Genomic DNA, 26754 nt, shown 5'->3' on the forward strand with positions numbered 1-26754 from the left:
GCGTCCCTGCGGGGACGCTTCTCGGCATCAGAGAGTGGGATAGATCAAGAAGTGAGATCGAGGGCAGCGCGGACGATGCTGTCGGAGTCGAGGCCGTGGTATCGGTAGACGTCCTCGAGCGAACCGACCTGACCGAACCGGCTCACTCCGAGCGCAGCACCCGGAACGTTGTTGATTCCCGTCAGGAACGCGAGGGTGTGCGGGTGCCCGTCGAGAACGGTCACCATCGGCGCGGACCGGCTACTCGGAAAGACCTGATCCAGGATCCACGACGGACCGTCCGCGAGACCGCGCCGAGACTGGAGTGCTTCGAAGAGCAAGCCGGGGCTGGTCACGCAGACGACGTCGGCGGAAATGCCCTGCTCGCCCAGTCTTTCGGCTGCGACCAGTGTTTCGGTGACAGTGGCACCCATGCCGACCAGGGTGACGGCCGGATCAGGGTTGTGCCGCAGTGTGTACGCGCCGGCCACCACCTGACGTCGACGGCGTTCTCGCGCAGCCGGATCGGTCGGTACCGCGGCCAGGGCCTGATCGACCGGACGGGTCGACAGGCGCAGGTACGACGAGCTGCCGTCCGGTCGGCCCAGGCGTCCGATGCTGTCGAGGAGCGTCCACTCCACGTCGACGGCGAATGCCGGTTCGAAACTGGTGCAACCCGGCTGTTCCAGTCCGATGGACGGGGTCTTGATCGACTGGTGCGCACCACCTTCGGCGGCCAAGGTGACGCCCGACGGAGTGCCGACCATGATCGACTGTCCACCGGCGTAGATGCCGTACGACCACGGTTCGAGAGCCCGCTCGATGAAGGGGTCGTACATCACGCCGATAGGGAAGAGTGGCTGGCCCCAACGACTCCAGGTTGCACCGAGTTCGCCCATCAGTCCGACCAGGTTGGTCTCGGCGATACCGAGTTCCATGTGCTGACCGGTGGGCTTCTCACGCCAGTGCATGATCGTTTCGGCGTCGTCGGCAAACCAGTTGTGCCGCTCGTCGGGGGACCAGACCCCGACCTTGTTCAGCCAGCCTGCGAGGTTGGTGGTGGAACTGACGTCCGGGCTCAGTGTGACAACACGTTTCGCGGCGTCCGGCGCTTCGCGGCTGAGGTCGAGTAGTACCCGGCCGAGAGCTGCCTGAGTGGTGGACGTGCCGGAGGGCGTACGGCCGATGTCTTTCGGAACTGCCGGGGGCACCAGATGCTCCACCTTCGGGCGAGTCAGGCGCCCAGCGGTTTCGGCGCAGATGCGGCCGGACGGGCTGTCGGTCTCGAACCGTTCCCAGGGCTTCGACGGATCCATGCCGAGTTCCGCCGCCAGGTGCTCGAACTGCTCGGCGGTGAGCAGCGACGAGTGGTTCTGCGGATGACCCTGCGTCGGCAGACCCCGACCCTTGATCGTGTACGCGATGATCACGGTGGGACGGGTGTCGTCGATCTGTGCGTACGCCTCTCGCAGAGCGTCGAGGTCGTGGCCACCGAGATTGCGGATGGCCTCGAGCACCGTGGCGTCGTCGAGGTCGTCGATCAGCGCCGTGATCGCGTCGGCGTCCGCCGCGTCGCCGGGCAGTCTCAGACGTACCTCGTCGGCCGTGCATCGCAGCAGGCGCTGGTACTCCGGATTCGGCATGTCCAGGATTCGTTCGCGCAACGCGGTGCCGCCCGGCCGGGTGAACAGTGATTCCAGCAGCGCACCGAACTTCACGGTGATGACCTGCCAGCCGGCACCCGAGAACATGTGCTCCAGGCGGGTTGCCGCGATGTTCGGCACCACCCGGTCGAGTGATTGGCGGTTGAGGTCGACTATCCACACGATCTCACCCAGTTCGGCAACCGAATGATCGAGAACTGCTTCCCACACCGCGCCCTCGTCGAGTTCGGCGTCACCGACCAGGGAGTACTGACGCCCGGTTCCGGCGCCGCCGAGGGAGGCGTCGACGTATCGGCGAGCGATGGCGCCCCAGATGGGAGCCGTCGCGCCGATACCCACCGAACCGGTCGAATAATCCACCGGATCAGGATCTTTCGATCGACTCGGGTAGCTCTGCAGGCCCCCGAATTCGCGCAGAGTCGTCAGGTAGGACTCGTCGAGTTCGCCGAGCAGATAGTTGATGCCGTGGAGCACCGGCGCCGCATGCGGCTTGACGGAAACCCGGTCGCCGGAACGAAGTTGGCCGAACCACAGGGACGTCATGATCGAGACCATCGACGCGCACGAGGCCTGATGGCCGCCGACCTTGAGCCCGCTGGGATTCGGACGGACACGGTTGGCGTGATGGATCATCGCGGTCGACAACCACAGAACGCGCTTCTCGATCTCCGCCAGTGACTCGGGAGCGTTCTGGTCGATGTTGGGGCTGTTCACGGCCGGTCCTGCCTTCAGTAGTGGACATCGATCACCGCACCGCCTGTACCCCAGATCGTGGGGCCGACGATGTGGTTGTGATGTTTGGCAGGACTTCCTGAGGCCGAACCGTTCGGTGCGGCAAAGTCCAGCCGCACCTGTCGATCTGTTGTGCAGATTCTGCGTCAAAGTCCATCATCGGCATACAGATTGAGCAATAGCTACCCGGTGGATTGAGCAATGTGCGCAACACCGAGGGCTGTGCGCCGTGACAGGTGGGCACTATGCGCAGTGCACCGCCAGTCGCGCGCGGTCAGTCCATCAGGTCGTGGACGTAGCACCAGCGCCAGGATTCGCCGGGCTCGTGTGAGCGCATGACCGGGTGCCCGGTTTCGCGGTAGTGGTTGGTGGCGTGCTGATGAGGGCTGGAATCGCAGCATCCGACGTGGCCGCAGGACAGGCACATGCGCAGGTGAGACCAGTTATCCTCGCCCAACTCGGCGCACTCCTGGCAGACGCCGGGCGTAAGCGCCGCCGGGTCCGTTTCGGGCGCATTGGTTAGTTCCTCGCAACCGGTGGGAGCGGGTGCGGGCTGCTGTGTGCGAGCTGCTGCTCGCTTCAGGATTTTCTTCATCGCCTTCCATACTGCATGCTGCCAGGGTGAACGGCATATTACTGGGGGTTGTAGTAGCGGCGTTGCTGGTGGCGGCGGTCGCGCGAAGGTTCGGGCTGTCTTCGCCGCTGATCCTCGTCCTGGTCGGTTTGATCGCCTGTCAGATACCGGGTGTTCCGGAATTGGAACTCGATCCCGACCTCGTCCTGTTCGTCGTGTTGCCTCCACTTCTGTACTCGGCAGCACTGGACAGTTCATACCTGGCTTTGCGCTCGAATCTGCGTCCGATCGGATTTCTCGCGGTGGGGCTTCCCCTGGCGACGACGGCTGCGGTGGGCTTTGTCGCCTACCTGATCGTGCCGGAGTTCTCGATAGCGGCTGCTCTGGTTCTCGGCGCGATCGTGGCGCCGCCGGACGCGGTGTCCGCGAGCGCAATCGGACGCAAGCTCGGCCTGCCGCGCCGGATCATGACCCTGCTGGGCGGGGAGAGCCTGCTCAACGACGCCACCGCTCTGACGGCGTACAAGTTCGCTCTCGCGGCTGCCGTCGGTACGGGTGCGACGCTGATCGGCGGCTTCGAGACCTTCCTCGTCGCGGCGGTCGGTGGAACGGTGATCGGCCTCGCGGTGGGGTTCGTCATCTCGAAGGTTCGCGGCAAGCTCCAGGATCCGGTGATGGAGAGCGGAATCGGATTGGTGGTGCCGTTCTTCACCTACCTGGCTGCGGAAGAGGTCCACGCGTCGGGCGTCATCGCGGTCGTCGTAGCCGGATTGTTCCTCGGCCAGCGCTCCACCCGCGCGAGTTATGCGACGCGTTTGCAGGACACGGCAGTGTGGAGGGCCGTCGACCTGATCCTGGAGTCGTTCGTCTTCCTGTTGATCGGTCTCCAATTGCCCAGTGTCGTCAACGGATTGCAGGGGTACAGTACTTCGATCGTCGTCTGGGCGTCGGTTGCCGTTCTCGTGACCGTCGTGGTGGTCCGAATCGCCTGGGTGTTCCCGTTCACGTACGTACCGCGCTGGCTGTCGCCGCGTATTCGAGCGAGGGAGCCGGAGATTTCGGCGCGGGCGGTGTTCGTCGTGTCGTGGGCCGGTATGCGAGGGGTCGTGTCGCTGGCAGCTGCCTTCGCCATTCCGCTGACGGTCAACAGTGGGGAGGACTTCCCGGGGCGGTCGCTGATCCTCTTCCTGACGTTTGTCGTCGTGGTCGGCACGCTGTTGCTGCACGGCCTGACGTTGCCGTGGGTGATCCGTGTCCTCGGCGTGCAGGGGGACGAAGAGCAGTCCGACGCCCGCGCCGAGGCGGCAGCCCAGGACAAGGCTGCACGGGCCGCTGCGGCGCGGCTGGACGAATTGGTCGGAGCCGACGCCGACGACGTCCCTCAGGTCCGCAATCGTGCCGCGGACATCTTGCGAAGCTGGAACACCCACCGCGCGAACTCGGCGTGGGAGCGACTGGGACGCAGCGACGAGGATCTGGGGGAGAGCCCGTCGAACGCCTTCCGCTCGCTGCGCCTCGAGATGATCGATGCCGAGCGAGGCGTCTTCATCGCCGAACGCGATGCCGGCCGGATCGACGACGAGGTCCTCCGGAAGGTACTTCGCGAGCTCGATCTCGAGGAAGCGACGCTCGACCGGGACTAGACCGGCTGGTCTGCTGTCCACGAAGGTAACCGCTGGCCAGGGTCGGTTTACCTGACTGTTGAGGCCTGCAACTTAACCGATTCCACTGAGCGAGACTCGATCCAATTTTCTGTGCCTCCCATCACAGACTGTTTCGTGTTCAACATCACGTCACGGTCTTACCCCGCCTTGGAGGCATTCGAATGAGTCGTAGTTCCCGCCGCGGAAGTCGCAGATTGGCTGCGGCTGCGCTGGCGATCACCGCAAGTATGTTCCTGGCGTCGTGCGCCGACAACGGCTCGAGCAATGGCGGCGGCGAATCCGCTGATTCCGGTTCCTCACTGAAGATCGGCATGGTCAACGAGCAGGCCGATCCCGGCACTCCCACCAAGGGCGGCACGCTGACGTTCAGCGGTTACTCGGCGGTCACGACTCTCGATCCCGCGAAGGCTCAGGTTGCCGGCGCCACCGGTGGCAGCGAGCTCAGCGCCATCTACGACGTGCTCATGCGTTACGACCCCATCGGGCAGAGGTTCGAGCCCAAGCTCGCTCAGTCGCTGGAAGCGAGTTCGGACAGCAAGACCTGGACGCTGAAGCTCCGCGACGGTGTGAAGTTCAGCGATGGCACAGCTCTCGACTCGAAGGCCGTCGCCGACAGCATCAACCGCTACGTCACCAACAAGGGACCTCAGTCGAGCCTGTGGGCTTCCAAGGTTGCCTCGATCGACACCCCCGACGCGACGACCGTAGTCTTCAACCTCGTTGATCCGTGGACAGGCATCCAGTCGATGCTCGCCACCGGACCCGGCATGATCGTCGCCCCGAGCGCCCAGCAGGGTGACCAGTTCACCCCGATCGGCGCCGGCGCCTTCACCCTCGAGAAGTTCGCTCCCAACGAGGAACTGCTGTTGGCTGCTCGCCCCGACTACTACGACGGCGCACCGAACATCGACAAGCTCAAGCTGATCAGCATCGTCGGCGCTCAGCCCACCGCCGAAGCACTCAAGACGGGCGGCATCGACGCCGCGTACATGCGTACGCTCACCCCGATCCTGGATCTGATCGAGTCGGGTTACCCCGGCTTCGTCGACATCCCGTCGCTCGGTTACATCGCCAACGTGAACATGGCCCCGGGCCGCCCGGGCTCGGATGTCCGTGTCCGCCAGGCGATGGCGCTGGCCGTCGATCCGGAGACGCTCAACACCCGCGTCAACAACGGCAAGGGACTGCCCGGCCAGGAGATCTTCCAGGACACCTCGCGCTGGCACAACGACGTCGCACCGATCGGCGTCGATCCCGCCAAGGCGAAGGAACTGCTCGATCAGGCCAAGGCGGACGGCTACGACGGAAAGATCACCTTCCTCTCCATCCAGGAACCGTCCGCACAGGCAACGGCTCTGGCCATCCAGGCGATGCTCAACGCAGTCGGCTTCGACGCTCAGATCGAATACGTCACCGGTGCAGGTGATCTGGTCAAGCGGATGTACGCCGATCACGACTACGACATGAGCACCGCAGCACTGAGCCTCGCCGAGGCCGATCCCTACGAGCGTCTGTACACGGGCATCAAGTCCGGTGGCCGTAACAACGCGACCGGCTACTCCGACGCCGAAATGGATGCTCTCCTGGACAAGTTGGGTGTCGCAACCACCGACGAGGACAAGAAGGCAGTCCTGGCACAGATCCAGGAACGCGCCAACGAGACCGTCCCGTGGCAGGTGTGGGGCAACGTCGCCGCACTCGACGTGTGGAACCAGAACGTTCACGGACTCGAGCAGAGCCTCGACGGAATCGTGCTCTTCGACGGAGCTTGGAAGTCCTAGAGAGCCTGAAGTTCACAGCCGGCCCCGCGCCCGTATTGCAGCGGATCGGGGCCGGCTGCGAACGAAGAAATGAAATCAGAGGAACTGCTGTGTATTGCGAGCTCGCTGTCCGAAGGAGACGAAATCGATGAACATCGGCGCAATAGGTAAGAAATTGGGCCAGCTCGTCATTGTGATCCTGATCGTCAGCTTCGGAACCTTCGTGCTGGCATCACTGATCCCCGGCGATCCCGCTGTCTCCGTTCTCGGTGAAGGCCGAACGCCTGCCGAGTACGAGGAAGTTCGGCAACAGCTCGGACTCAACGATCCACTCCTGGTTCGCTATTGGGACTGGCTGACCAGCGCTCTCCAGGGCGACCTCGGCAACTCGCTCGTTCCCCCGCAGCAGGACGTCCTCACCGCGATCAGTTCCGCTCTCCCCGTCAGCGTTCAGTTGGCAGTGATGGGTCTGGTCATCGCACTCGTCGTCGCAGTTCCGCTCGCACTCTGGTCGGCGCACCACGAAGGCGGCGTCATCGACCGCGTCATCAGCGCCGCGACGTTCGGTGTTCTTTCCGTCCCGAGCTTCCTCGCCGGTCTGTTGCTGATCATGGTCACCGTCAACTGGCTCGGCTGGTTCCCGCGATCACAGTGGGTGCGCATCGGCGACAGCCTGTCCGGAAACCTTTCACACGCAATACTTCCCGCGATCACCATCAGCCTCCTCGAGATGGCGATGTTCACTCGCGTTCTCCGATCCGACCTGGTGACGACGCTCCGTGAGGATTACATCCTCGCGTCGAAGGCCAAGGGAATGCCCACGCTGCGAGTGCTTTTCAGCGACGCGCTTCGCCCGTCGTCGTTCTCGCTCATCACGATGATGGGTCTGGCTCTCGGCGGCATGATCGGCAGCACCGTGATCGTCGAGACGCTGTTCTCACTGCCCGGAATGGGCACGCTCATCGTCCGCGCAGCGCAGCAGGGTGATTCGCCGATGCTGCTGGGCGCGGTGGTCGTGATCGCGGTCATCTACGTCCTCGTCAACAGTGCGATCGATGTTCTGTACACCTATCTTGACCCGAGGAGTCGTCGTGTCCATGTCTGAAGTGACGCCAGACGGAGCGGCCCCGTCGCCGGCCCCGTCCGAGGTGATGACATACCGGCAGCAGACAGTCCTGCTGGCTCCCGGTCCCGTCGAGACGCTGGAACAGCCCAAGAATCTGGTCCTGATCGGATCGATTCTCACAGTGGTCGGCGTTGCGCTGCTCGGCACCGCACTCTTCGGTTCAGCGATCATGATGACCGTCCGCATCGTGCTCGCGCTCGTTGCCCTGGTTTTCCTCTTCAAGGGTCTCGGCAAACTCGGTACGTCCAAGTGGGGCAGTCAGTTCGATCTCTCGTACTGGTTGGCGTGCATCTGGCTGGTCGCGCTGATCCTGGCCGCGATCTTCGCGCCGCTGCTGCCGCTCGGTGAGTACAAGGACACGGTCAAGACCTTGGCCGAGCCGGGCTTCGCCTCGCCGAGCCTGCTCTCCGATCATCCGTTGGGTACCAACAACTTCGGTCTCGACCTCCTCGCCCGCGCCCTGTTCGGTGCTCGTGCCTCCTTGACTGTCGCCATCTGCGCCGTGCTGATCGGCATGATCATCGGTGGCACCATCGGCGTCATGGCCGGCTATTTCCGTGGCAAGGTCGACGCCGTGGTCGGAATCCTGACCAACTCGCTGCTGGCCATTCCTTCTCTGGTGCTGCTCATCGCACTGGCCGCGGTGCTCACGTCGAACCTGCGCAACATCACCCTCGCACTGTCGATTCTCTGCATTCCCAGCATGGTTCGAATCGCCAGGGCAAACACCATCGTCGTCGCCCAACGGGAGTTCGTGCTTGCCGCGAGAGCCATGGGCGCCACCAAATGGCGCGTCATCTGGCGCGAGCTGGTTCCCAACGTCCTCGTTCCCGTCGCCGCGCTCGGCCTGGTGGCCGTCTCCGGCCTGATCGTCGCGGAAGCATCACTGAGCTTCCTCGGACTCGGTATCGCACAACCTGATCCGACCTGGGGCAACATGATTGCGGAAGGTCAGGGCGGGATCGTGGAGAAGCATCCGTTCATCGTCCTGGTACCAGGCGTCTTCCTCTTCCTGACGGTGTTCTCCTTCAACCTCATCGGCGAGAAGTATCGGAGTAAGCTGTGACCACTTCAGCTCAGCACGGCGTTCCGCTGCTGCAGGCGGACAACATCAGAACCGTATTCGCCACTCCCCGTGGCCAGTTGCGAGCAGTCGACGGTGTCTCGATCCACGTCTCCGCCGGCGAAACTCTCGGCATCGTGGGTGAATCCGGTTCCGGCAAGTCGGTTCTCGGGCGCACCATCATGGGACTGCTCCAGAAGGGTCCGGCTCTCGACATCAGCGGGACGGTGACGTTTGCCGGCCGCGACATGTCGACGATGAAGAAGTCGGAGATGAAGCACTTCTGGGGACCCGAGATCGCCATGGTCTTCCAGGATCCGATGACCTCGCTCAATCCGTTCAAGCGCATCGGTACCCACATCACCGAATCCTTGAAGTTCCACCTGGGTCTGAAGAAGGACGCGGCCCGCGATCGCGCAGCGGAACTCCTGTCGATGGTGGGTATCCCCGAGCCCAAGCGTCGGCTCGACCAGTACCCCCACGAACTTTCGGGCGGTATGCGACAGCGCGTGGTCATCGCGATGGCCCTGGCCTGCGAGCCGAAACTGCTGATCGCGGACGAGCCGACCACCGCTCTCGACGTGACGGTGCAGAAGCAGATTCTCGATCTGCTCGCCTCACTCAACGACAAGCTCAACATGGCCGTCATCCTGATCAGCCACGACCTCGGTGTGGTCTCGGGCCGATCCGATCGTGTCGCCGTCATGTACGCCGGTTCCGTCGTGGAAACGTCGGCAACCGAAGAGTTGTTCACTCGTCCTCGCCACCCGTACACCGAAGCGCTGATGGCCGCGATTCCGCGACTCGAGTCACCGACGCACACAGTGCTGCAGACAATTCCGGGCGGTCTCCCGGACATGACGAAGCCGATCACCGGCTGCCGCTTCGCCGCCCGCTGCCGTTACGCCCAGGACGACTGCCTGACCGGCGACCCGGCCCTGGCTCCCGGCGGACCGGGGGACAACACAACCGAAAGCCACACGTTCGCGTGCCACTACCCGGTCGACACCCCTGAAGGCACAACGGCATTGGTCGCCAACGAGAAGGCCGGCACTACCGCAGCGGGCCTGACGCTCGCGGTGAAGGAGATGGTCTGATGACTGCAGCAACCGATACCAGGCAGTCCGAGACGGTGGACGCGGCCTTGACGGTCGAGGACTTGGTTGTCGAATTCAACGTCGGCAAGGGGCAGACCGTTCACGCCGTGTCCGGAATCAGTTTCACCGTCGCGCCGGGCGAAACCTTGGGCGTGGTCGGTGAATCCGGCTGCGGCAAGTCCACGGCGGGCCGGGCGATCATGCAGTTGCCCTCACCGACGTCGGGCTCGATCCGCCTCGGAGAGACGGAAATGACGGCACTGGGCGCGGAAGAATTGCGTCGCAGCCGCACTCAGTTGCAGATGATCTTTCAGGATCCCATCTCCTCCTTGAATCCCCGTCGCAAGGTCAAGGCTCTCATCACCGAGGGTCCGTCGATCTGGGGTGGAAAAGACAAGGCCGCCATCGACGCTCGGGCACGCGAGGTTCTTGCCGAGGTCGGGCTGGACCCGGACATGGTGTGGGATCGAACCCCACGCGAACTCTCGGGTGGTCAGTGCCAGCGCGTGTGCATCGCCCGCGCATTGATGCTCGACCCCAAGGTCCTGATCTGTGACGAGCCGGTCTCGAGCCTCGACGTCTCCGTGCAGGCGCAGATTCTGAACCTGCTCGAGGACGCGAAGAAGCGTCACGGGCTGTCGCTGCTGTTCATTGCGCACAACATGGCCGTCGTGAAGAACATCAGTGACCGCGTGATGATCATGTACTTGGGCCGCGTCTGCGAAATCGTTCCCGCAGAAGACATGCAGAACCGCGCGCTGCACCCGTACACGCAGCTACTGCTGGCGTCGATTCCCGATCCCGACGCCACCGTCACTGCGGCGCAGAACGTCGAGCAGAAGGTCATCGAACTGCCCTCGCCGCTCAATCCGCCCAGTGGCTGCCGCTTCCGCACGCGGTGCCCGCTGGCTACTGATCTCTGCGCCGAGGTAGTTCCCGAGCTGCGTCTCGTCGAGGGCGGCCATCAGGTGGCGTGCCACCACGTGTGACTACACGCGAAGCATGTTGCGTACGTGACCGGTTTCGTTGATCGACCCGACCCTGCGGCTTCCGTTACGCGACACGAGAATGCGCGTGACGGACACGTACTCGATCGGGAAGGTCAACGGGCGCTCCAGTCCGAGCAGTTCCTGCAGAACGATGTTGACGACGCCGCCGTGGCAGAAGATCGCCACGGTGGCGTCGTTGTCCGTTGCCGCGACTATCTCGTCGATCGCACCGAGGACTCGCGCACGAAAGGCGTCGCCGTCCACCGACTCGGGGAGCCAGCCGGCTTTGATGCGCGCATAGGTTTCCGGCGCCCGCTCCAGGACCTCGTGCATCGGGATGTAGTGCGGCTGCTCGTAGTCGTATTCCGCCAGACCCTCGCGCTGGGTGACCGGAAGGCCCAATATCTGCGCTACCGGGGCTGCGGTCTCGAGTGCGCGCTTTTGCGGGCTGCTGAAGAGTCCGGTGATCCGGTACGGCGCCAGTGCTGCGGGCAGCCGTAGTGCCTGGACACGACCTTCGTCGGTCAGCGAGGGATCTGCGCGGCCTTCGGTGACCTCGGCCAGTTCGGGGAGCGCGTGTCGGATCAGGAGTAGTTGCACCTACGTCACCTTGCCATGTAGAGATCGAACGCCACCACGAGGTTTCGGCCGTCGCGTTTTGCCTGGTACATCGCGTTGTCGGCGATATCGAGCAGAGTCTCCATGCCCGGCATCGCGCGATCGGCCCAGGCGACGCCGATACTGACCGTTCCCGCGAAACCGCGAATGGATCGCGCGTGGGCCTCTTGCGCCTCTCTGATGCGCTCCGCGAGCTGGATGGCTTCCTCGAAGGTGCAGTCGGCGGCGGCGACGGCAAATTCCTCACCACCCAGTCGGCCGGAGAGTCCCAGCCCTTCGGTAGCGGCGAGGAGGGTGTTTCCGAACTGTTCGAGGACGGAATCGCCGGTGAGGTGGCCGAGGTTGTCGTTGATCGATTTGAAGTGGTCGAGATCGAGCATCATGACGGCGATCGGTCGTTGCGCCGCGTGCTGGGCGTCGAGGAGTTCCTGCGATTGGGTCCAGAACGCGTGGCGACTCAGCGTTCCGGTGAGGGCGTCGCATTCGGCGATGCGTTGGAGTTCTCGCTCAGCGCGCCGCTGTGCGCCAGTGGCGACGGCTACGGCGATGGGGGAGAGTGCCATCAAGATGACGGAGATCCGGGTGGTCACCCCCTCACTGAGTAGGTGCACCGGATCTGCCAGTGCCAGACGTCCCTTACCCGCCGTGACCAGTGCCCACGCGCTCCATCCGGCTGCCAGGAGCGAAGTGCTGAACAGTGAGACACGCATTGCGCACCACAGGAGCGCCGGCATCGGCAGCAGCAGCGCAAGGGCTCCCTGGACCTCCAGGGCGAGTGGCAGACAGGCCAGGAGAGCGGCCAGAGGTACCAGGATCTGTGCGAGCCGCCTCAAGCGCAGACTCTGCCGCACGGACGGCCCGCAGGTTCTTCGAATGTGTTCGAGCGTCGGTGCCGACAGAACGATCGGCAGCACGATCAGATACGTACACAGGTCGGCGAAGAACCACCCCACCAATTCCGTTGCCGCACCGCTTCCTTCGTGGAGTTGAGTGCGTAGTGCGCTGGCGGACCCGGCCGTGAACGACGCCAGAACCGAGATGAGGAAGATTCTGGCCGTGTACTTCGTCTCGGAGATTCGCCGTGGAAAGCAGCCGAGCAAGTTCGCGGCGATCAATCCTGTCGTGACGCCGACCAGATTGATCGCATTCAGTTCGAAGGCCCTCTGCACGGGGCTTCCGGTCGCAAGATCCGCCGTCAGCAGCGCTGCGCCGCCGACAGCGAGTCCGATCGGCGCAAACGAGCGCGGGTTACGGAGGAGAATGCCCAGAAGGATCGCGTTGGCGGGCCAGAAGGTCGACAGAAAACCGGGCGGACGGGCGGCGATGCCCGCCAGGGCGACAACGAGGATCGCCACGAAAATCAGGCACGAGCGCACCCGACGTGTCGAACGGTCCATGGTCAGCCTGTCGTAGAAAGCAGAAGCTGTCCGAGACTAGCAATGATCCGGCTACTGTCCGAGTTGTAACTTTAAGTGTCATCCCCGACGGTTCGGCTGCGTGAGGCGCCGAATCAAGTTCGCCAACTCCTCGGGCTGATCGATCATCGCGTGGTGATGCGCCGGGCGCAGGACGTGAAAACTCCCGCCGAGGTAGGTGGCGAGTTTCTGCTGCTTTGCCATCCAGGCGATGGACCAGGGAGTGGTGTGGCCAGTGTGTGCGGCAACGACGCTGAGGTCGATGTCGGGCAGTGGATGCTTGCTCGAGCGTCGTAAAGCGGTGAGCTCCAGCGCCATATCGGTGTACGCGACGTATTCGATCATCGCCGCTTCCAGATAATGAGGCTCGCGGTAGATCTTCCGCACCCATTCGAGAGTGGCTTCGGACGACCCGCTCGGCGGCACGGACTGGTTGAGGATCTTGCGCGTCGTCGTACCGAGGAGTCGTTGGAGCCCGGTGGTGCTGAACGAAGCCGCGGCGGCTCGGGAGGCGATCAGCAGCAGGTCGCGGGGGAAAAGACGTTTCGGCTCCTTCTCGGCACTGGAATCGAGGAGGAGCATCCCCGCCGCCCGATCGGGGAACAGGCGCGCGAAGCCTTCGACGTAGAAGCCGGCGATGGAGTGGCCGACCACCACGGCCGGACCACTCAGTCCCAGAATGTCGAGCACGTCGCGGATCCGCTGAGCTTCGCCGCGGACGGTCGGAACTTCGGAAGTAGGCTCGCTGAGCCCGAAGCCCGGGCGATCGAAGCGGACGACGGTGTGGTCCGACTGAAGATGACGCGCGCAGTCATCCCAGTCGAACCAATTGCCCGCCAGCCCACCGCACAGGACGACGACGGGGCCGTCGCCCTCGGCAAGAACATGCAGTCGGCTCTCGCCGACCTGCAAGATCTCGCCCGGTGGTTTCACGTGGAACAATTCCGGCACGCGAGAATCCGGACTACTGACGCGGTTTCGCGAGGGGGAAGGCCAGCGTCTCGCGGATGCTGCCACCCGTGATCAGCATGACGATTCGGTCGACGCCCATCCCGAGACCACCCGTCGGCGGCATCGCGTGTTCGAGGGCTTGGAGGAAGTCTTCGTCCAATTCCATCGCTTCCGGGTCGCCGCCGGCCGCGAGCATCGACTGCTCGGTGAGCCGGTTGCGCTGATCCACAGGGTCGGTCAGCTCGCTGTACGCGGTTCCGAGTTCGACGCCCCACGCCACCAGGTCCCACTTCTCGGCGACGCCGGGGATGCTGCGGTGCGGCCGGGTGAGCGGCGACATCGAGGTGGGGAAGTTGGTGTAGAACGTCGGGAACTCCGTGTAGTCCTCGACCAGGTGCTCGTACATTTCCTGCGCGATGGCGCCGGTATCCCAGCTGGACTGGTACGGGATCTCGTTGGCGTCGCACAACTTCTGCAGGTCTTCGAGACTTGTCTCGGGGGAGACGTCGACACCAAGTTTTTCGGCGACGGCGCCGTGCATCGTCTTCACCGGCCACTCACCGGAGATGTCGACCTCGACCAGTTCGCCGTCCGGGCCGGGACGCATGATGATCTCGCGACCGAATGCTGCGACGGCCGCCGCCTGGATCAGCTCGCGGCACATCCGCATCATGCCCTCGTAGTCGCTGTGGGCTTCGTAGGCCTCGAGGATCGTGAACTCGGGATTGTGTTTGAAGTCGACGCCCTCGTTGCGGAACACGCGGCCGATCTCGAACACCTTCTCCATACCGGCGACGCACAACCGCTTCAGGTACAGCTCGGGTGCGATGCGGAGATAGAGGTCGAGGTTGTACGCGTTGATGTGTGTCAGGAACGGAGCGGCATTCGCGCCGCCGTGCACCTGCTGCAGAATCGGGGTCTCGACTTCGAGGTATCCGCGACCACCGAGTGAATCGCGCAGCGACTTCACGACGGCGCTTCGGGCCTCGAGCAGTTCGCGGGCCTTCGGGTTGAGGGCGATGTCGAGGTACCGCTGGCGGACGCGGGTCTCGGGATCCGAGAGGCCCTTCCACTTGTCCGGCAGCGGGTGCAGGCACTTGCCGTTCATGCGCCACTCGACGGCGATGAGCGACAGCTCGCCCTTGCGGCTGCGCCCGATGGTTCCGCTGACTTCGATCAGGTCACCGAGATCGAACTCGGCAGCGAACTCCGCCAACTTCTCGCGGCCGACGTTGTCCTGGTCGACCAGAACCTGGATGTCGCCGGACCAGTCGCGCACGTCCGTGAACACCACTCCGCCGTAGTCGCGGACCCGCAGGAGGCGTCCCGCGATTCGCACGCGGGTGCCCTCCGGTGACTTCGCTGCGGCGGCAATCGTGTGGGTCGGCGGATAGGCGACGGGGTACGCGGCGATCCCTTCGTCGGCCAGTTGCGCGAGCTTGTTCATGCGCACGCGGACCTGCTCGGGTCGACGCGGACCGTTGGTCGTGAACGTCGGCGCCGAGTCCGGCGGGCTGCCGTCGGCATGCAGTCCTTCGGACGTCACCAGAGCTGCGGGCACTGCCGCATGCGTACCGGTGTGCTTGACGACCTGGCTGGACTTGCGCCCGAAACTGGGCAGCACCACAAAGCCTTCGGCGATGGCCGACGCGAATCCGACGCGCGGCAGTTCGCGGTTGTCCTCGAAGCAGAGGAAGCGCGGCGCCCAATCCGGCTGGTATTTCACGTTCGAGCGGTACAGCGCTTCGAGCTGCCACCAGCGGGAGAAGAAGACGAGCACCGAGCGCCAGATGCGGAGGATCGGGCCGGCGCCGATGCGCGAACCTTCCTCGAACACCGAGCGGAACACGGCGAAGTTGAGCGAGACTCGCACGACGCCGATCTCGTCCGAACGTGTGGCCAACTCCGAGACCATCAATTCGACGACACCGTTGGGCGCCGTCGGCTTACGGCGCATCAGGTCGAGCGAAACACCGTTCGGTCCCCACGGCACGAGCGAGAGCATGCCGACGACGCTTTCGTCCTCGGTGCCTTCACCCATGACGGCTTCGACGAGGAGGCAGTCGCCGTCGAGGTGATCGCCCAGTCGGCCGAGCGCCATGGAGAAGCCGCGCTCGGTGTCGGTGTCGCGCCAGTCGTCGGCGCGGATGATGACGGCTGCCATGTCCTCGGGCGGGATGTCGCGATGGCGTCGCATCCGGACGGTGACGCCGTGACGCCTCACGCGGGTGACCGCCTGGCGCACCGGGCGCATGTCGCGTCCGTTGAGATTGAACTCGCGGGTGCGCAGGATCGCTTCGTCGCCGAGCTGCAGGACGCTCAGGCCCGCCTTCTTGTACGCCGTCGCCCCGGTTTCGCTGGCGCCCATGACGGCCGTCGCCCAGCCGTACTGCGACGCGAGCCCCTGCCACGCTTCGATGGCGTGCGGCCACGCTTCGGGATCACCGATGGGATCACCACTGGCGAGGCAGACGCCGATCTCGACGCGGTACGTGATCGCGGCCTTGCCGCTCGGCGCGAAGATGACCGCCTTGTCGCGGCGGGTGGCGAAGTAAGCGAGAGAGTCGTCGGCACCGAAGTTCTGGATCAACCCGCGGATCGCGGACTCGTCGTTTCCGGTGAGCGCGTTGTTGGAGCGTTGCGCGCGGAAGAGCGTCATGACGGCCGCGAGGAGCGCGATGGCGCCGAGCAGACCGAGGACCGTGTTGACGAAGACGCGCGGGTGGCCGTCGAACACCTCGTTGTCGACCGAAGCCGCCGCGGTGACGCGGTTCAGGGCCCACAGGAATCGCTGGTTCTGCGGTAGGTCACCTGGGAAGAGTTCGACAAGGCCCCAACCGATCACGGTCGCTACAGCCATGCCGCCGATCAGCACGCCGAGTGCTTTCCAGCCGGCGCCGCGCCGTACGCGTGTGTAGAACTCGGGCCTCGCCGCGATGAGGATTCCGATCACGACAAGCAAAACGACAACGGCCACGGCGTTGTTCGGGTTCTTGTCGACGATCGCGGAGGCGATGTTGGTGAGGGTGATCAGTGACAGGTAGATCGTCAGCAGCCACCAGGCGATGCGCTTGCGGCTCGCGAGGGCGGCGGCGAGCAGGGCGACGACGAGCGCCCACGACAGGCTCGTATCCGGTGCGTCGAAGTAGTAGCTGTCGATGTATTCGCGTGGGACGCGGAGGATGTGCCGCAGTACCGGCGAGATGCTCCACAGGAACACCAGTACGGAGAAGACTCCGAGGATCAGTCCCGAGATATGGGGAACCTGGCTGAACCGCCCTTTGCGGAATCGACGCGCCTGGCGCGGATTTTCGGGTGGCGATTCCACCAACTCTGCAGTGGTGTCCGATACCTCGGTCAATGGTGCCATCGAGCTTCCTCTCCTACCGGTCGATCAGATCCTCACGCTAAGTGTGGTCTGTCGTGTCCAGTTTTGTGGGAGGAGGAAGATGATTGACATGACCGACAACATTCCAGCAGTACCCATCCGCGACGAAATGATTCGGCTCGGTCAGTTTCTCAAGCTCGCGAACCTCATCGAATCGGGCGCGGAGGCCAAGGAAGTGATCGCCGACGGCATGGTTTCGGTCAACGGTGAGGTTGAGGATCGCCGTGGCCGTCAGCTTCGTGACGGCGATGTCGTCGAGATCGGCGGGATGGCCGCCAAAGTGGAAGCCCCCGCCTGATCCCGCGACTTCTGGCTAGCTTTCGCGAACGACGACGCCGTCCTGGTCGCTGTAGACGATCTCGCCGGGGTTGAAGGTGACTCCGCCGATTTCGATCGGCACGTTCTTCTCGCCCGAACCGGTTTGCGTGCTCTTGCGCGGGTTGGTGCCCAAAGCCTTGACGCCGATGTCGAGGGTGCGCAGGATCGCGGAGTCGCGGACGGCTCCGTTGACGATGACACCGGCCCAACCGTTGTCGACGCCGCGGCCGGCAATGATGTCGCCGACCAGGGCGGTGTGGATGCTCGCGTCACCGTCGACGACGAGGACTCCGCCGTTGCCCGGTTCACTGAGGGTCTGCTTCACGAGCAGGTTGTCCTGGAAGCACTTGATGGTGGTGATGGGGCCGGCAAAGACTTCACGTCCACCGAACTGGGTGAACTGCGTGTCGCAGCTACGGATGTCGGGTCCGATCTCGTCGGCAAGGTCAGCGGTCGCTACAGGCTCGGTCATGCCCCACAGGATAGTCGGCGGGGCTCGGGCCTAGTTGTCGTCGGGGAGTATGCCGTTCAGCACTATGTCGGCAAGAGAATCGGCAAACGGTCCCGGGTCCGAGACGTCGCGAACCGACATCGCAAAGATGGCCGCGCCAGCCATGATGTCGAGAAGAGCGTCGGCGTCGACGCCGCTTCGGATGTCGCCGCGCTCTCTCGCCGCCTCGAGTCGACGGTTCAGCTCGACGCGGACTCCGGCCAGTTGCCGCACCACGAGAACGTCGCGTAATTCCGCGTTTGTTCGCACTTCGCTCATCAATCCGGGAGCAGCGGCTCGTGTGGCGGGAGCTGCGAACAGAGCAACCGCGCCGTGCACCAGCGCGCGGATCTGATCCGTGATCGTGCCCTCGGTGCCGAGTTCGGTGTCGATGTCCGCGCCCTGTTCGACGTCGAGTACGGGATAGATCGCGTCGTTGACGATGTGTGCCTTCGACGGCCACCGACGGTAGATGGCTGGACGTCCTACTCCCGCACGCGTGGCTATGGCGTCGATGGACGTGCCCGCGTACCCCTTTTCTTCCAACAGTTGCCTGGTCGCGTCCAGTACTGCGTCGTCGATTGCAGGGTTTCGCTGCGGGCCCAGGCGGTGCTGAGTTTCGGAATCTTTGGACATTTTGGGCAAATCCCTTGCGGTATCGCTGTGATGGCCGTTACATTCTGTCACGGCTTTAGTCGATACATATTGTATCGACAATCGGCACGTGCGCATCGGCGCCACCGAACCACGAGGAGTGGTGATGAACCTTCGAACCGAAACAGAAACCTCCGGCGAAGATCCCGACTACGCCGAATTTGCCAGGCCCGGCGAATCCCGCAACGACCCGGCGGAGATGCGGCGCAGCCTCGAAGGCTGGCTCGCGACCGTGCTGTGGCGAGGCTCGAAACCTTCGGTGACTTCGGTCGAGGTGCCGGCCGCGAACGGCATGTCCAACGAGACTGTGCTTTTCGATGCGACGTGGATCGAGGACGGGATTCGAGGCGTGCATCGCCTGGTCGCCCGTATCGCCCCGCGGGACAGTGCGGTACCGATCTTTCCGTCTTACAACCTGGACCAGCAGTTTCGGGTCATGAGTGCCGTCGCCGCTCACACGTCGGTGCCGATCCCGCGGGTGTACTGGTCCGAGAGCAACCCGGACGCGCTCGGCGGCGAGTTCTTCGTGATGGAACGGCGCGAGGGCGAAATCCCGCCCGATGTCATGCCGTACACGTTCGGATCCTGGCTCTCGGAAGCTTCGGCCGACGACTGTTCTCGACTCCAGCAGTCATCGGTCCGGGTGCTCGCCGAGCTACACGCTATGGCCGATCCGCACCTCGCACTCCCCGAGTTGTGCCGCGAGGGTGCCGAACCGACTGGGGCAGAAGCGCTTCGCGCGCACCTCGAGGACCAGCGACGCTACTACGAGTGGGCAACAGCCGACGGGACCAGGATCTCCTTTGATCGAGCGCGGTTTCGACTGGATCGAAGCGAACTTTCCCGTCGATGCCGGTTCCGCAGTGCTCTGCTGGGGTGACTCGCGGATCGGAAATGTCATCTACCGCGACTTCGAGCCGGCGGCGGTCCTCGATTGGGAGATGGCCACACTGGGGCCGCGTGAGCTGGACCTCGGCTGGATGATCTTCCAGCACAGGTTCTTCGAGGATCTCGCTGCCATGGCAGGACTCCCCGGAATGCCGGACTTCCTTCGTCGCGAGGACGTGGCAGAGGCCTACGGCTCGCTTTCCGGCCACCAAGTTGCGGATCTAGATTTCTACATCGTGTACGCCGCGCTGCGGCATGCGGTGATCATGTTCCGAGTCCAAAGCCGCGCAGTGGCTTTCGGTCAGGCCGAATTCCCCGACAACCCGGACGAGATGATCTTGCACCACAAGACACTCGAAGCCATGCTCGACGGCACCTACTGGGAGTCGCTCGCAACATCCCCGCTCACAACAGGAGATGCACGATGACACTGTCCCCGCTCGACGACTACCCGGTACATCAGATCGCCGAGACCATCCGCCACGTGGGCACCTCGGATCGAAACTTCTACGACCGTTACTACTTCAACTGCCATGCAGGCGTCGACGGCGACACCGAGCCACTGTTTCTCATCATCGGTCTCGGTCAGTACCCCAATCTTGGTGTATGCGACGGCTTTGCGGTTCTTCGGCGCGGCGAAGACCATATTGTCTTCCGGGCATCCCGAGCCTTGGGTGACGATCGTATGGACCTGTCAGTAGGCCCGCTGCGAATCGAAATCATCGAGGGTCTGCACCGCCTACGTGTGGTGTTGGACCCGAGTCCCGAAGCGCCGGACCTGAGCTTCGACCTCACCTTCGAGTCCGACGGCCCCGCCAATCTCGAGGCCAGACATTTCCATCGCCAGCTCGAACGAGTCACCTTCGACACGCAACGATTCGTGCAGACCGGAACATGGTCCGGATCCCTGACCGTCGACGGCGACGTCATCCCGGTCACCCCGGAGACGTGGCGGGGTAATCGCGATCGGTCCTGGGGTGTGCGACCGGTCGGCGAAGCGGAACCGCCTGGACGCAAGGCAGATCCGGCGATAGCCGGCAGTCAGAACTTCTTCTGGATTTACTCGATCATGCAATTCGGCGACTTCACCATCGTCACGATCGTTCAAGAAGATCAGCAGGGACGCCGAATCCTCGAAGATGCGACTCGCGTCTGGGCGGACCGCTCGCGCGAGCCGGAGTGGTTGGGTCGACCGGACCACCAGCTCACGTTCATTTCCGGTACTCGCGAGGTGAAGAGCGGAACTCTGTACTTCCGGCGCCCCGGTGCACCAGGCGAATCCGACCACATCCTGGAGATCACCTGCGAACCGATACTGCCCAACTACATCGGTGTCGGCACGGGCTACGGACTCGAGCAGGATTGGCGCCACGGGATGTGGCAGGGCGAACTGGTGGTTCAAGGCCTGCGGGAAAAGGTTTCGGACATCGAATCGTGGAAGAAGATGCTGTGCCCGGTCGACAACCTGGCTCGGTTCACCCTCGTCGAGGACGGCGTAACCCGCACCGGGACAGGCCTGTTCGAGGTAGCAGTCATCGGACCTCACCAGCGATACGGATTTACCGGCATCGGTGATGTCGCTCCGTAACTCCAGATCACCACACCACAAATCCCAAACTGCAGAGAGAGGCACTGCCACATGTCCACACGCACACGAATGTTGTTCGCTCGCACTGCAAAGGCCGCCGCATTAGTTGTTACAGGTGGTCTGATGTTTGCTGCTCCCGCCACGGCAATCCCGCTCGACCTGGGCTCTCTCAACACAGGCTCGCTTGGAGCGGTCGATCTCGGCTCGCTCGATCCTGTCCTCGCGCCGACACCGAATTTGGCCTCCGTGGCCAACTTTCGCGACGTTGCCGGCAACGACGGTAGGGGATACGCCACCGTCGACGGCTCACACCTCAAGCGCGGCGTCATCTACCGGTCCAATGCGCTGACCGCTACCACCGACGCAGACAAGACGACACTCACCGGCCTCGGGCTTGCCGACGCCTATGACCTGCGCGGCGCAACCGAGATCTCCAACCCGTTCATCGGTGGCGCGGACAAACTCCCGGACGGTGTGACGTACACGAACATCCCCATCGAGTTCAAGGATCTCACCCAGCTCGCGACGACGATCAAGTCGCCGGAGGAGGCCAAGCAGTTCTTGGTCGACACCAACCGCAGTTTTGTCACCGATCCCGTTCGCCGTGCCGGCTTCAAGCAGGTCCTCTCGGACATCGCTGCGAGTGACGGGGTGCAGTTGTTCCATTGCACCTCAGGCAAGGACCGCACGGGTTGGACCGCGATGTTGCTGCAGTCCATCGCCGGTGTCCCCGCCCAGACGATCATGGACGACTATCTGTTGAGCAACACCTACCTTCAGGCGACCAACGAGAAGATCCTTGCGCAGATCTCTCAGGCCCTGAGCCCGCAGGTGGCGACCAATCTCGAGCCGGCCCTCGGTGTCGACGCTTCGTACCTGGAAGCTGGACTCGCGCAGGTAGCCAGCGATTACGGAACCGTCGACGGTTATCTCACCGAAGGTCTCGGACTCACTGCGGACACGATCGCGCTTCTGAAGGCCAAGCTGGTCGGCTAGTTTCTCGCTGCTAAAACGCTTGAACGAACGAGTACCAGTCGCCGTCGAACTCCTGGTATCCGATCTCGCCGTCGCGGCGGGGCTTGCCGAGATATGGTGCGCCGTCAGGTAAGTACGCCAATCCGATCGAATCGATTAGACCACCCTCGATGTGGAAGCGGCACCCGTTGCCGACGGGCCAGACCTGCAGGACCCGGTAGACGCCAATTGTTCGGTTTTCCAACGACTTCTGGCAATCCGCGGCCACTGCTTCGAGCGAATCTTTCGACAATGCAAACGCAACATGCGAAGGGACGGACAAGGTCACGAGCGCACCGGTGACGAGCACGATCACCGGCGCGATCGTGCTCAAACGCAGAGTTTTGTACTTCATCCAGCCAATCAGGCTGAGTATCAACCACACTCCGCCCAAACCGAGCAGTACTGAGGCTGCGAGCGCAAAGAACGGAAAGTACACAACCGGCGGCATGAAGGACCACACGATGACGCCGCATGTGAGAGTGACAAGCACTGCGGTGACAATCGCTGTCACCTTCCACCAGGATGCCGGACCTCCACGCTCAGTTGTCGGATCACCGTCAGTCATCGGACAACCCTTGCACACCGCAGTAACTGCGGAGCGGCAACGAACGGAATCGTCCACTGATATACGTCGGGGTCGTCGTGCGTAGATCCGCGAATTGAACATTTTCGGCGCCAGCCAGTCCTCTAATGTCTGAGGGTATGGTCGGATTGTGAACCAGGATCTGATCATTCGCCGCTACCAGCCCTCGGATGAGGACGTGGTCGTCGACCTGTGGTCGCGCGCTGCCCGTGAAGCCCATCCGTTCCTTGCGGGTGAGGGGACGGGCGAACGCGAGCAGAAGATGCGAGAGGTCTATCTGATTCAGGCCGACAATTGGGTCGCTGAGCACAACTCCGCTGTCGTTGGACTGTTGGGAATGATCGGCTCCGAAATCGGGGGACTGTTCGTCGCGCCGGCGTCACAAGGGTTGGGCGTCGGGCGGGCGTTGGTCGAACACGCCACAACCATGCACGGCGAGGTGACACTGGAGGTCTACACGCTCAACGATCGCGCCCGCAGGTTCTATGCGCTGATGGAGTTCGAAGAAGAGGGGCGTCGACACGACGCCGAGACGAACCATGAATTGATCACCCTTCGTCGTACTGGTCGCGACTCCTCCCTCATCTAGGCATGAGAAACGCGAATCAGCCCGGGTGCCAGGAGTTCCACCACTCCACGATGGGAACCTGCTTACGCTTGGGCCTGCTGGTCTGCCTGCAGGTGCTTGACCGGGCATCCCGTGGGGAAGGTGCCGAGGTCTTCGACCTTGTAACCGCTCGGGTAGCTGCGGATGTTGGGCAGCTCGCGGGCGAATTTCCGCTTCGTGCGTACCGGGAAGAACCGCAGCAGGCGCGCGCGGACCTTCAGCGCACCGCGCGAGACGACGCGCATCGCAGTGCTCGGGTGCTTGTAGTGGAAGGCGTCGAGTAGGTGATCGTCCATGAGCGCGAAGGCGAATCCCTTGACCAGAGCCTTCGGTGCCAGGTTGTTGGGCGGGAAGGTGCACATCAGGTCGAGGGTGGAATCAGCGACGGCTCGGGCGCCGGGATCGAATGAAAAGTGTTCGCGCTCATAGTCGTCGAGAAGTTTGACGAAGCCCTCGTAGGTGTCCGGAGTGTCTTTGATGTTCATGTACCGACCCAGGTGGCGGTAATAATTCGTCGACCCGACGATCTCGTTGTCGGTCATCTTCCGCCAGCCGTACTCGTCGAGCCATCTGACCGGCGTGACGACGAAGGTGGCCAGGACATAGAGCATGTCGTCGTTGGAGATGTCGTACGAGCCGTGCATCTGATTCATTCGACGCACGCTCTTGCGGCCTTCGGTGCTGCTGAGGCCGTGCTCGAGGATGGCGTCGAGGATCAGGCTGGTGTCGTCGTAGCGCTTCTGAACCTTGTCGGTGAACTCGCCTGTGGAGAAGAGGAGCTTGCCGATCGAGGGGACAGCGTATGTGCGGAACAGTGCGAAGCTGAGCGCCTGATTGATGTCCCAGGGAAACTCTTGCGCCGCGAGAATGCGCGACATCTCTTCGTAATCGGTTTCGGGATCGAGTTGATCCGTGCGACTGCGGAGGTCGTAGCGCTTCATCTGAACACTCCCTGGGACTGGTCTGCGCGCGGCAGAGATAGGTGTGAGCTGCACCACCGACTGTAGTTCTGACAACACGCGTTGTCTAGGGGGTGTGAATAGTCGTCTTTCCTTCGTTTCGGGCGTTGTACCAGGGGTATCCGGAAAGTGTTGTCGACCCGAGGAGCAGCTATGAGCGTCACACGCACGGCCGGGGTTTTTGCGGCCATCGGACTACCGATTGCCGCGAGCGTCATGTTCGCCGGAGTCGCCTCGGCTGATCCGCCCCACCCTTTCGGCGGCGCCGCCGTCACTATCGGGTGCCCGAATCAGGGGTCACTGGCCTCGTTGACCGGGCTCACCGGCCAGTCCGGACCAGAGTCCAATCCGCCCATCGCCAAGGGTGATATTCGCTTCGATTCGTTCCCGGCCGCTGCACCCATCCCGGCGGCGGGTCAGGTGACTGTTGCTTGGGTCAACACCGACACGGGCAAGTCCGGAATCGTCGACCTGGTCGGTACCTATCCGTACCTGTCCGCGACGGTGAACACCGGCGTCGGCAATGTCGTTGCGACGGCGTTCGGTTCGATCAACTGGGGCAGTAGCCCCATCTGCCAGTCGAATCCGACGATCGGCAGGTTCATAGCCTGATCTTGAGCCTGATCGTCACAGCCTGAACGGGCACAGGGTTGGCGGTATCGCGTGATTATCTGTCATCTCGGAGATACCGCCGGGTCCGTCCCATCCCATATTCTGAAACATGTTAGGTGAAAGCATATTTCAGGGATGGAAAAGGTGGCGACGTGAACGGGTCGAGCGCGCGTCAGTTGATGAGCCAGATGCTCGTCGAAAAACGAAACAGTCTTGCGCCCGAAAAGGTCGGCATGCGCTGCGAGGGTGCTCGCCGAATGCACGGCCTCAGTCGGCGCGACGTCGCGCAGATTGCCGACATCAGTTTCAATCACTATCAGCGGCTGGAACAGGGTACGTCCGTTGGTGTTTCGGCTCCGGTCATCGTGAGGATCTGCGACGCCTTGTTGATGGAAGACGACGAGAAGGCGCGCATGCTGGCATTGCACCAGGTATGGGCGCGCCCTCGTCGACCGCTGGCTGGATCCCGAGCAGCCGGGTCTCAGGCTGCCGGTGAAATCTCCGGCAGGCAGCGGGCCAGTTCGTCCGGCGTGTAGAAGAAACTCCCGGCGCTCACCGGAGCGCACGGGGCAGCAAAGGCCGTCTCGCGCTCGTTGTAGAGCATTCGGACCAGACGCTTACCCTCCGGTCCGGCGTACACGTCCCACTGCACGTTGGCGGCCATCGGGCTGACCTGCGATCCGCGCCAGGGGTTGTTCGCATAGGTGTAGAGGTCGCCCTCCGCCTGCGAGACGGTGCTTCCCGGCAGTTTCAAGAGTGCCGCGAAGGGGATGATCGTTTCTGCGTGTGCAAACCGGAAATCCGCTCCCGGGACGGCGTCGTCGCCGGTGTGTTTCTGCAGGCCGCGCAGGAACTCGTCGCGCAGGACGGTTGCCATCCGGTAGGTGACGTCCTCACCGGTGAAGCCCGGGCCCTTGGCGTAGAAGTCCTCGGCATCGTTCGTGTATGCGAGCCACTGCGCGTCAGCAGGTTCGATGAACCGCTCGAAATTCCACTTGCCTTCTTCGGCCATGCCCGGAGTGATGATGTACGTGTTGTACAGCATGTACGCGGCGTCGACTTCGTTGTCGATCGTGCTGGAACCCTTGCCACGGTCGACGAGTGAGAACTCGCCCGCACTCAGCCGGTTCACGAAGTCCTCCGAGTAGAGCCTGAGCATCATGTGCCGCGAGACCTCGCGGGTGCGGGGAAGATCGGCGATCTGGTCGTCGACGGCTTTCAGTCGAGGATCGGACTCTTCGTAGTCCTTGTAGTCGGCGTTTGCATCCGAGTCGTGGAAGTAGAGAAGATCGGCATCCGTGGTCACCGGTGCAACATCGCCGGCGACGGCTGGAAACGCACCGGTCAGCCCTTGCGCGAAGTTCTCGGCGCTGTCCACGGCACGGTCCACACCCGACGAGGTCAAGGTGATGGTGCCCTGTTGCGCTGCGATGGCGTCGAACAGTTGGGGGAGGCGTTCGGTGACCCGCGCGCCGAGCTGTCTGTGTTCGGTGATCCCGCGTCCGCTGAGGTTGCCGTACCCCAGCTTCTTGTTGGCGGCCATGAGATCACGGAGGGCCGGGCCGAATTCCTTGCCGACGGGAGTCAATGCGTTCTCGGCTTCGGCGATTTCCCACAGCTGCAGGCTCAGGTCGTCGTACTTCAGGCTCGACAGTGCTCTGGAACCATGGCGCGCAACACTTTCCGTGTACACGGGGGAGTATCCCGTCGGCGGCGCCTGATAGTCGGCGATGCGCTGGCCGGGAGTGTAGGGCGTCTTGGACGTGAAGCCGCCGTCGCTGACGGTTGGTATCTCTGTCGAACCGGAGCTCGAACCGGCGTCGAGCGAACCGAACGGTGACGCCGTGGCGATGGACTGGACGCTGCTGGTGACAAGCACTAGTCCGACAGCGCCGGCAGCGGCCAGCACGCCGAAGCGTGAGCTTCGCATGGTGAGTTGATCCTCTCCGTCGGTGCCGAGGTGACACGACGGAAGGAAAGTTAGAACAGCTAAGCGTCCGAATTGCACCTATTTGCCC

General features: G+C 63.3%; 23 protein-coding genes and 1 pseudogene. 13 read left to right on the top strand and 11 right to left on the bottom strand.

Annotated elements, in window-relative coordinates:
* Positions 1–44 precede the first annotated feature (44 nt).
* Together BH682_RS00410 and BH682_RS00415 are read right to left on the bottom strand one after the other, a co-directional pair.
* Positions 45–2357 carry a transketolase-like TK C-terminal-containing protein gene (locus BH682_RS00410; RefSeq protein ID WP_075831717.1) on the bottom strand — a complete coding sequence of 771 codons (2313 nt, stop codon included), beginning with the start codon at positions 2355–2357 and terminating at the stop codon, positions 45–47.
* A 292-nt stretch (positions 2358–2649) separates the two neighbouring features.
* Positions 2650–2970 carry a UBP-type zinc finger domain-containing protein gene (locus BH682_RS00415; protein WP_003943615.1) on the bottom strand — a complete coding sequence of 107 codons (321 nt, stop codon included), beginning with the start codon at positions 2968–2970 and terminating at the stop codon, positions 2650–2652.
* Between the two features lie 26 nt (positions 2971–2996).
* On the opposite strand from BH682_RS00415, the gene BH682_RS00420 reads away from it, so the two are divergent.
* The 6 genes from BH682_RS00420 to BH682_RS00445 all read left to right on the top strand — a co-directional run bounded on the left by BH682_RS00420 (position 2997) and on the right by BH682_RS00445 (position 10648).
* Complete coding sequence (locus BH682_RS00420) at positions 2997–4592, top strand: Na+/H+ antiporter (protein WP_075831719.1); 1596 nt, start codon at positions 2997–2999, stop codon at positions 4590–4592.
* A gap of 182 nt (positions 4593–4774) precedes the next feature.
* Positions 4775–6394: an ABC transporter substrate-binding protein gene (locus tag BH682_RS00425; protein ID WP_063315312.1), complete on the top strand. Its 1620-nt coding sequence runs from the start codon at positions 4775–4777 to the stop codon at positions 6392–6394.
* Positions 6395–6521: 127 nt separating this feature from the next.
* On the top strand, positions 6522–7478 hold the full coding sequence (locus BH682_RS00430; RefSeq protein WP_003943571.1) for an ABC transporter permease: 957 nt from the start codon (positions 6522–6524) through the stop codon (positions 7476–7478).
* Positions 7471–8565 carry an ABC transporter permease gene (locus tag BH682_RS00435; protein WP_007735813.1) on the top strand — a complete coding sequence of 365 codons (1095 nt, stop codon included), beginning with the start codon at positions 7471–7473 and terminating at the stop codon, positions 8563–8565. Before BH682_RS00430 ends, BH682_RS00435 begins: the two co-directional genes overlap by 8 nt.
* Positions 8562–9659, top strand: a complete 1098-nt coding sequence (locus BH682_RS00440) for an ABC transporter ATP-binding protein (protein ID WP_021342346.1) — start codon at positions 8562–8564, stop codon at positions 9657–9659. Before BH682_RS00435 ends, BH682_RS00440 begins: the two co-directional genes overlap by 4 nt.
* Complete coding sequence (locus BH682_RS00445) at positions 9659–10648, top strand: ABC transporter ATP-binding protein (RefSeq protein WP_075831721.1); 990 nt, start codon at positions 9659–9661, stop codon at positions 10646–10648. The genes BH682_RS00440 and BH682_RS00445 overlap by 1 nt, the downstream gene beginning before the upstream one ends.
* On the opposite strand, the gene BH682_RS00450 is transcribed toward BH682_RS00445, so the two are convergent.
* The 4 genes from BH682_RS00450 to lysX all read right to left on the bottom strand — a co-directional run bounded on the left by BH682_RS00450 (position 10649) and on the right by lysX (position 17002).
* Complete coding sequence (locus BH682_RS00450) at positions 10649–11248, bottom strand: histidine phosphatase family protein (RefSeq protein WP_075831723.1); 600 nt, start codon at positions 11246–11248, stop codon at positions 10649–10651.
* A gap of 5 nt (positions 11249–11253) precedes the next feature.
* Positions 11254–12663: a GGDEF domain-containing protein gene (locus tag BH682_RS00455; RefSeq protein WP_075831725.1), complete on the bottom strand. Its 1410-nt coding sequence runs from the start codon at positions 12661–12663 to the stop codon at positions 11254–11256.
* 78 nt (positions 12664–12741) lie between these two features.
* Positions 12742–13632 (bottom strand): alpha/beta fold hydrolase, encoded by an 891-nt coding sequence (locus BH682_RS00460; protein WP_082900962.1) that lies wholly within the window; start codon positions 13630–13632, stop codon positions 12742–12744.
* 13 nt (positions 13633–13645) lie between these two features.
* Positions 13646–17002 carry a bifunctional lysylphosphatidylglycerol synthetase/lysine--tRNA ligase LysX gene (gene lysX / locus BH682_RS00465; protein WP_003943575.1) on the bottom strand — a complete coding sequence of 1119 codons (3357 nt, stop codon included), beginning with the start codon at positions 17000–17002 and terminating at the stop codon, positions 13646–13648.
* Positions 17003–17090: 88 nt separating this feature from the next.
* On the opposite strand from lysX, the gene BH682_RS00470 reads away from it, so the two are divergent.
* Entirely contained in the window at positions 17091–17318 is a 228-nt protein-coding gene (locus BH682_RS00470) for an RNA-binding S4 domain-containing protein (RefSeq protein WP_003943569.1), read from the top strand.
* A gap of 15 nt (positions 17319–17333) precedes the next feature.
* Here BH682_RS00470 and rraA read toward each other — a convergent pair whose 3' ends face one another.
* Complete coding sequence (gene rraA, locus BH682_RS00475; RefSeq protein WP_003943552.1) at positions 17334–17810, bottom strand: ribonuclease E activity regulator RraA; 477 nt, start codon at positions 17808–17810, stop codon at positions 17334–17336.
* A 30-nt stretch (positions 17811–17840) separates the two neighbouring features.
* Entirely contained in the window at positions 17841–18464 is a 624-nt protein-coding gene (locus BH682_RS00480) for a TetR/AcrR family transcriptional regulator (RefSeq protein WP_042453334.1), read from the bottom strand.
* 124 nt (positions 18465–18588) lie between these two features.
* Between BH682_RS00480 and BH682_RS00485 the strand changes: the two are divergent.
* From BH682_RS00485 to BH682_RS00495, 3 genes and pseudogenes are all read left to right on the top strand, one after another.
* Positions 18589–19798 (top strand): annotated as a pseudogene (locus tag BH682_RS00485) (phosphotransferase family protein).
* Positions 19795–20958 (top strand): hypothetical protein, encoded by a 1164-nt coding sequence (locus tag BH682_RS00490; RefSeq protein ID WP_003943541.1) that lies wholly within the window; start codon positions 19795–19797, stop codon positions 20956–20958. The pseudogene BH682_RS00485 and the gene BH682_RS00490 overlap by 4 nt, the downstream one beginning before the upstream one ends.
* 51 nt (positions 20959–21009) lie before the next feature.
* On the top strand, positions 21010–21954 hold the full coding sequence (locus BH682_RS00495; protein WP_050794040.1) for a tyrosine-protein phosphatase: 945 nt from the start codon (positions 21010–21012) through the stop codon (positions 21952–21954).
* A 10-nt stretch (positions 21955–21964) separates the two neighbouring features.
* Here BH682_RS00495 and BH682_RS00500 read toward each other — a convergent pair whose 3' ends face one another.
* Positions 21965–22540, bottom strand: a complete 576-nt coding sequence (locus BH682_RS00500; protein ID WP_064113858.1) for a hypothetical protein — start codon at positions 22538–22540, stop codon at positions 21965–21967.
* A 148-nt stretch (positions 22541–22688) separates the two neighbouring features.
* Between BH682_RS00500 and BH682_RS00505 the strand changes: the two genes are divergently transcribed.
* Positions 22689–23147 carry a GNAT family N-acetyltransferase gene (locus BH682_RS00505; protein ID WP_063315305.1) on the top strand — a complete coding sequence of 153 codons (459 nt, stop codon included), beginning with the start codon at positions 22689–22691 and terminating at the stop codon, positions 23145–23147.
* A 62-nt stretch (positions 23148–23209) separates the two neighbouring features.
* On the opposite strand, the gene BH682_RS00510 is transcribed toward BH682_RS00505, so the two are convergent.
* Positions 23210–24106, bottom strand: coding sequence for an oxygenase MpaB family protein (locus BH682_RS00510; RefSeq protein WP_064113857.1), 897 nt, complete (start codon positions 24104–24106; stop codon positions 23210–23212).
* A gap of 171 nt (positions 24107–24277) precedes the next feature.
* Between BH682_RS00510 and BH682_RS00515 the strand changes: the two genes are divergently transcribed.
* Together BH682_RS00515 and BH682_RS00520 are read left to right on the top strand one after the other, a co-directional pair.
* The gene (locus BH682_RS00515) at positions 24278–24736 is read left to right on the top strand and encodes a hypothetical protein (protein ID WP_003943607.1); all 459 of its coding nucleotides are present in this window, start codon (positions 24278–24280) and stop codon (positions 24734–24736) included.
* A 152-nt stretch (positions 24737–24888) separates the two neighbouring features.
* Positions 24889–25272 carry a helix-turn-helix domain-containing protein gene (locus BH682_RS00520; protein WP_143542578.1) on the top strand — a complete coding sequence of 128 codons (384 nt, stop codon included), beginning with the start codon at positions 24889–24891 and terminating at the stop codon, positions 25270–25272.
* On the opposite strand, the gene BH682_RS00525 is transcribed toward BH682_RS00520, so the two are convergent.
* Complete coding sequence (locus BH682_RS00525; protein ID WP_003943593.1) at positions 25218–26666, bottom strand: histidine-type phosphatase; 1449 nt, start codon at positions 26664–26666, stop codon at positions 25218–25220. The two genes, BH682_RS00520 and BH682_RS00525, sit on opposite strands and share 55 nt — an antisense overlap.
* Between the last annotated feature and the right edge of the window lie 88 nt (positions 26667–26754).

Source organism: Rhodococcus sp. YL-1, assembly GCF_001942025.1.
GTDB classification, from domain to species: Bacteria; Actinomycetota; Actinomycetes; order Mycobacteriales; family Mycobacteriaceae; genus Rhodococcus_F; species Rhodococcus_F qingshengii.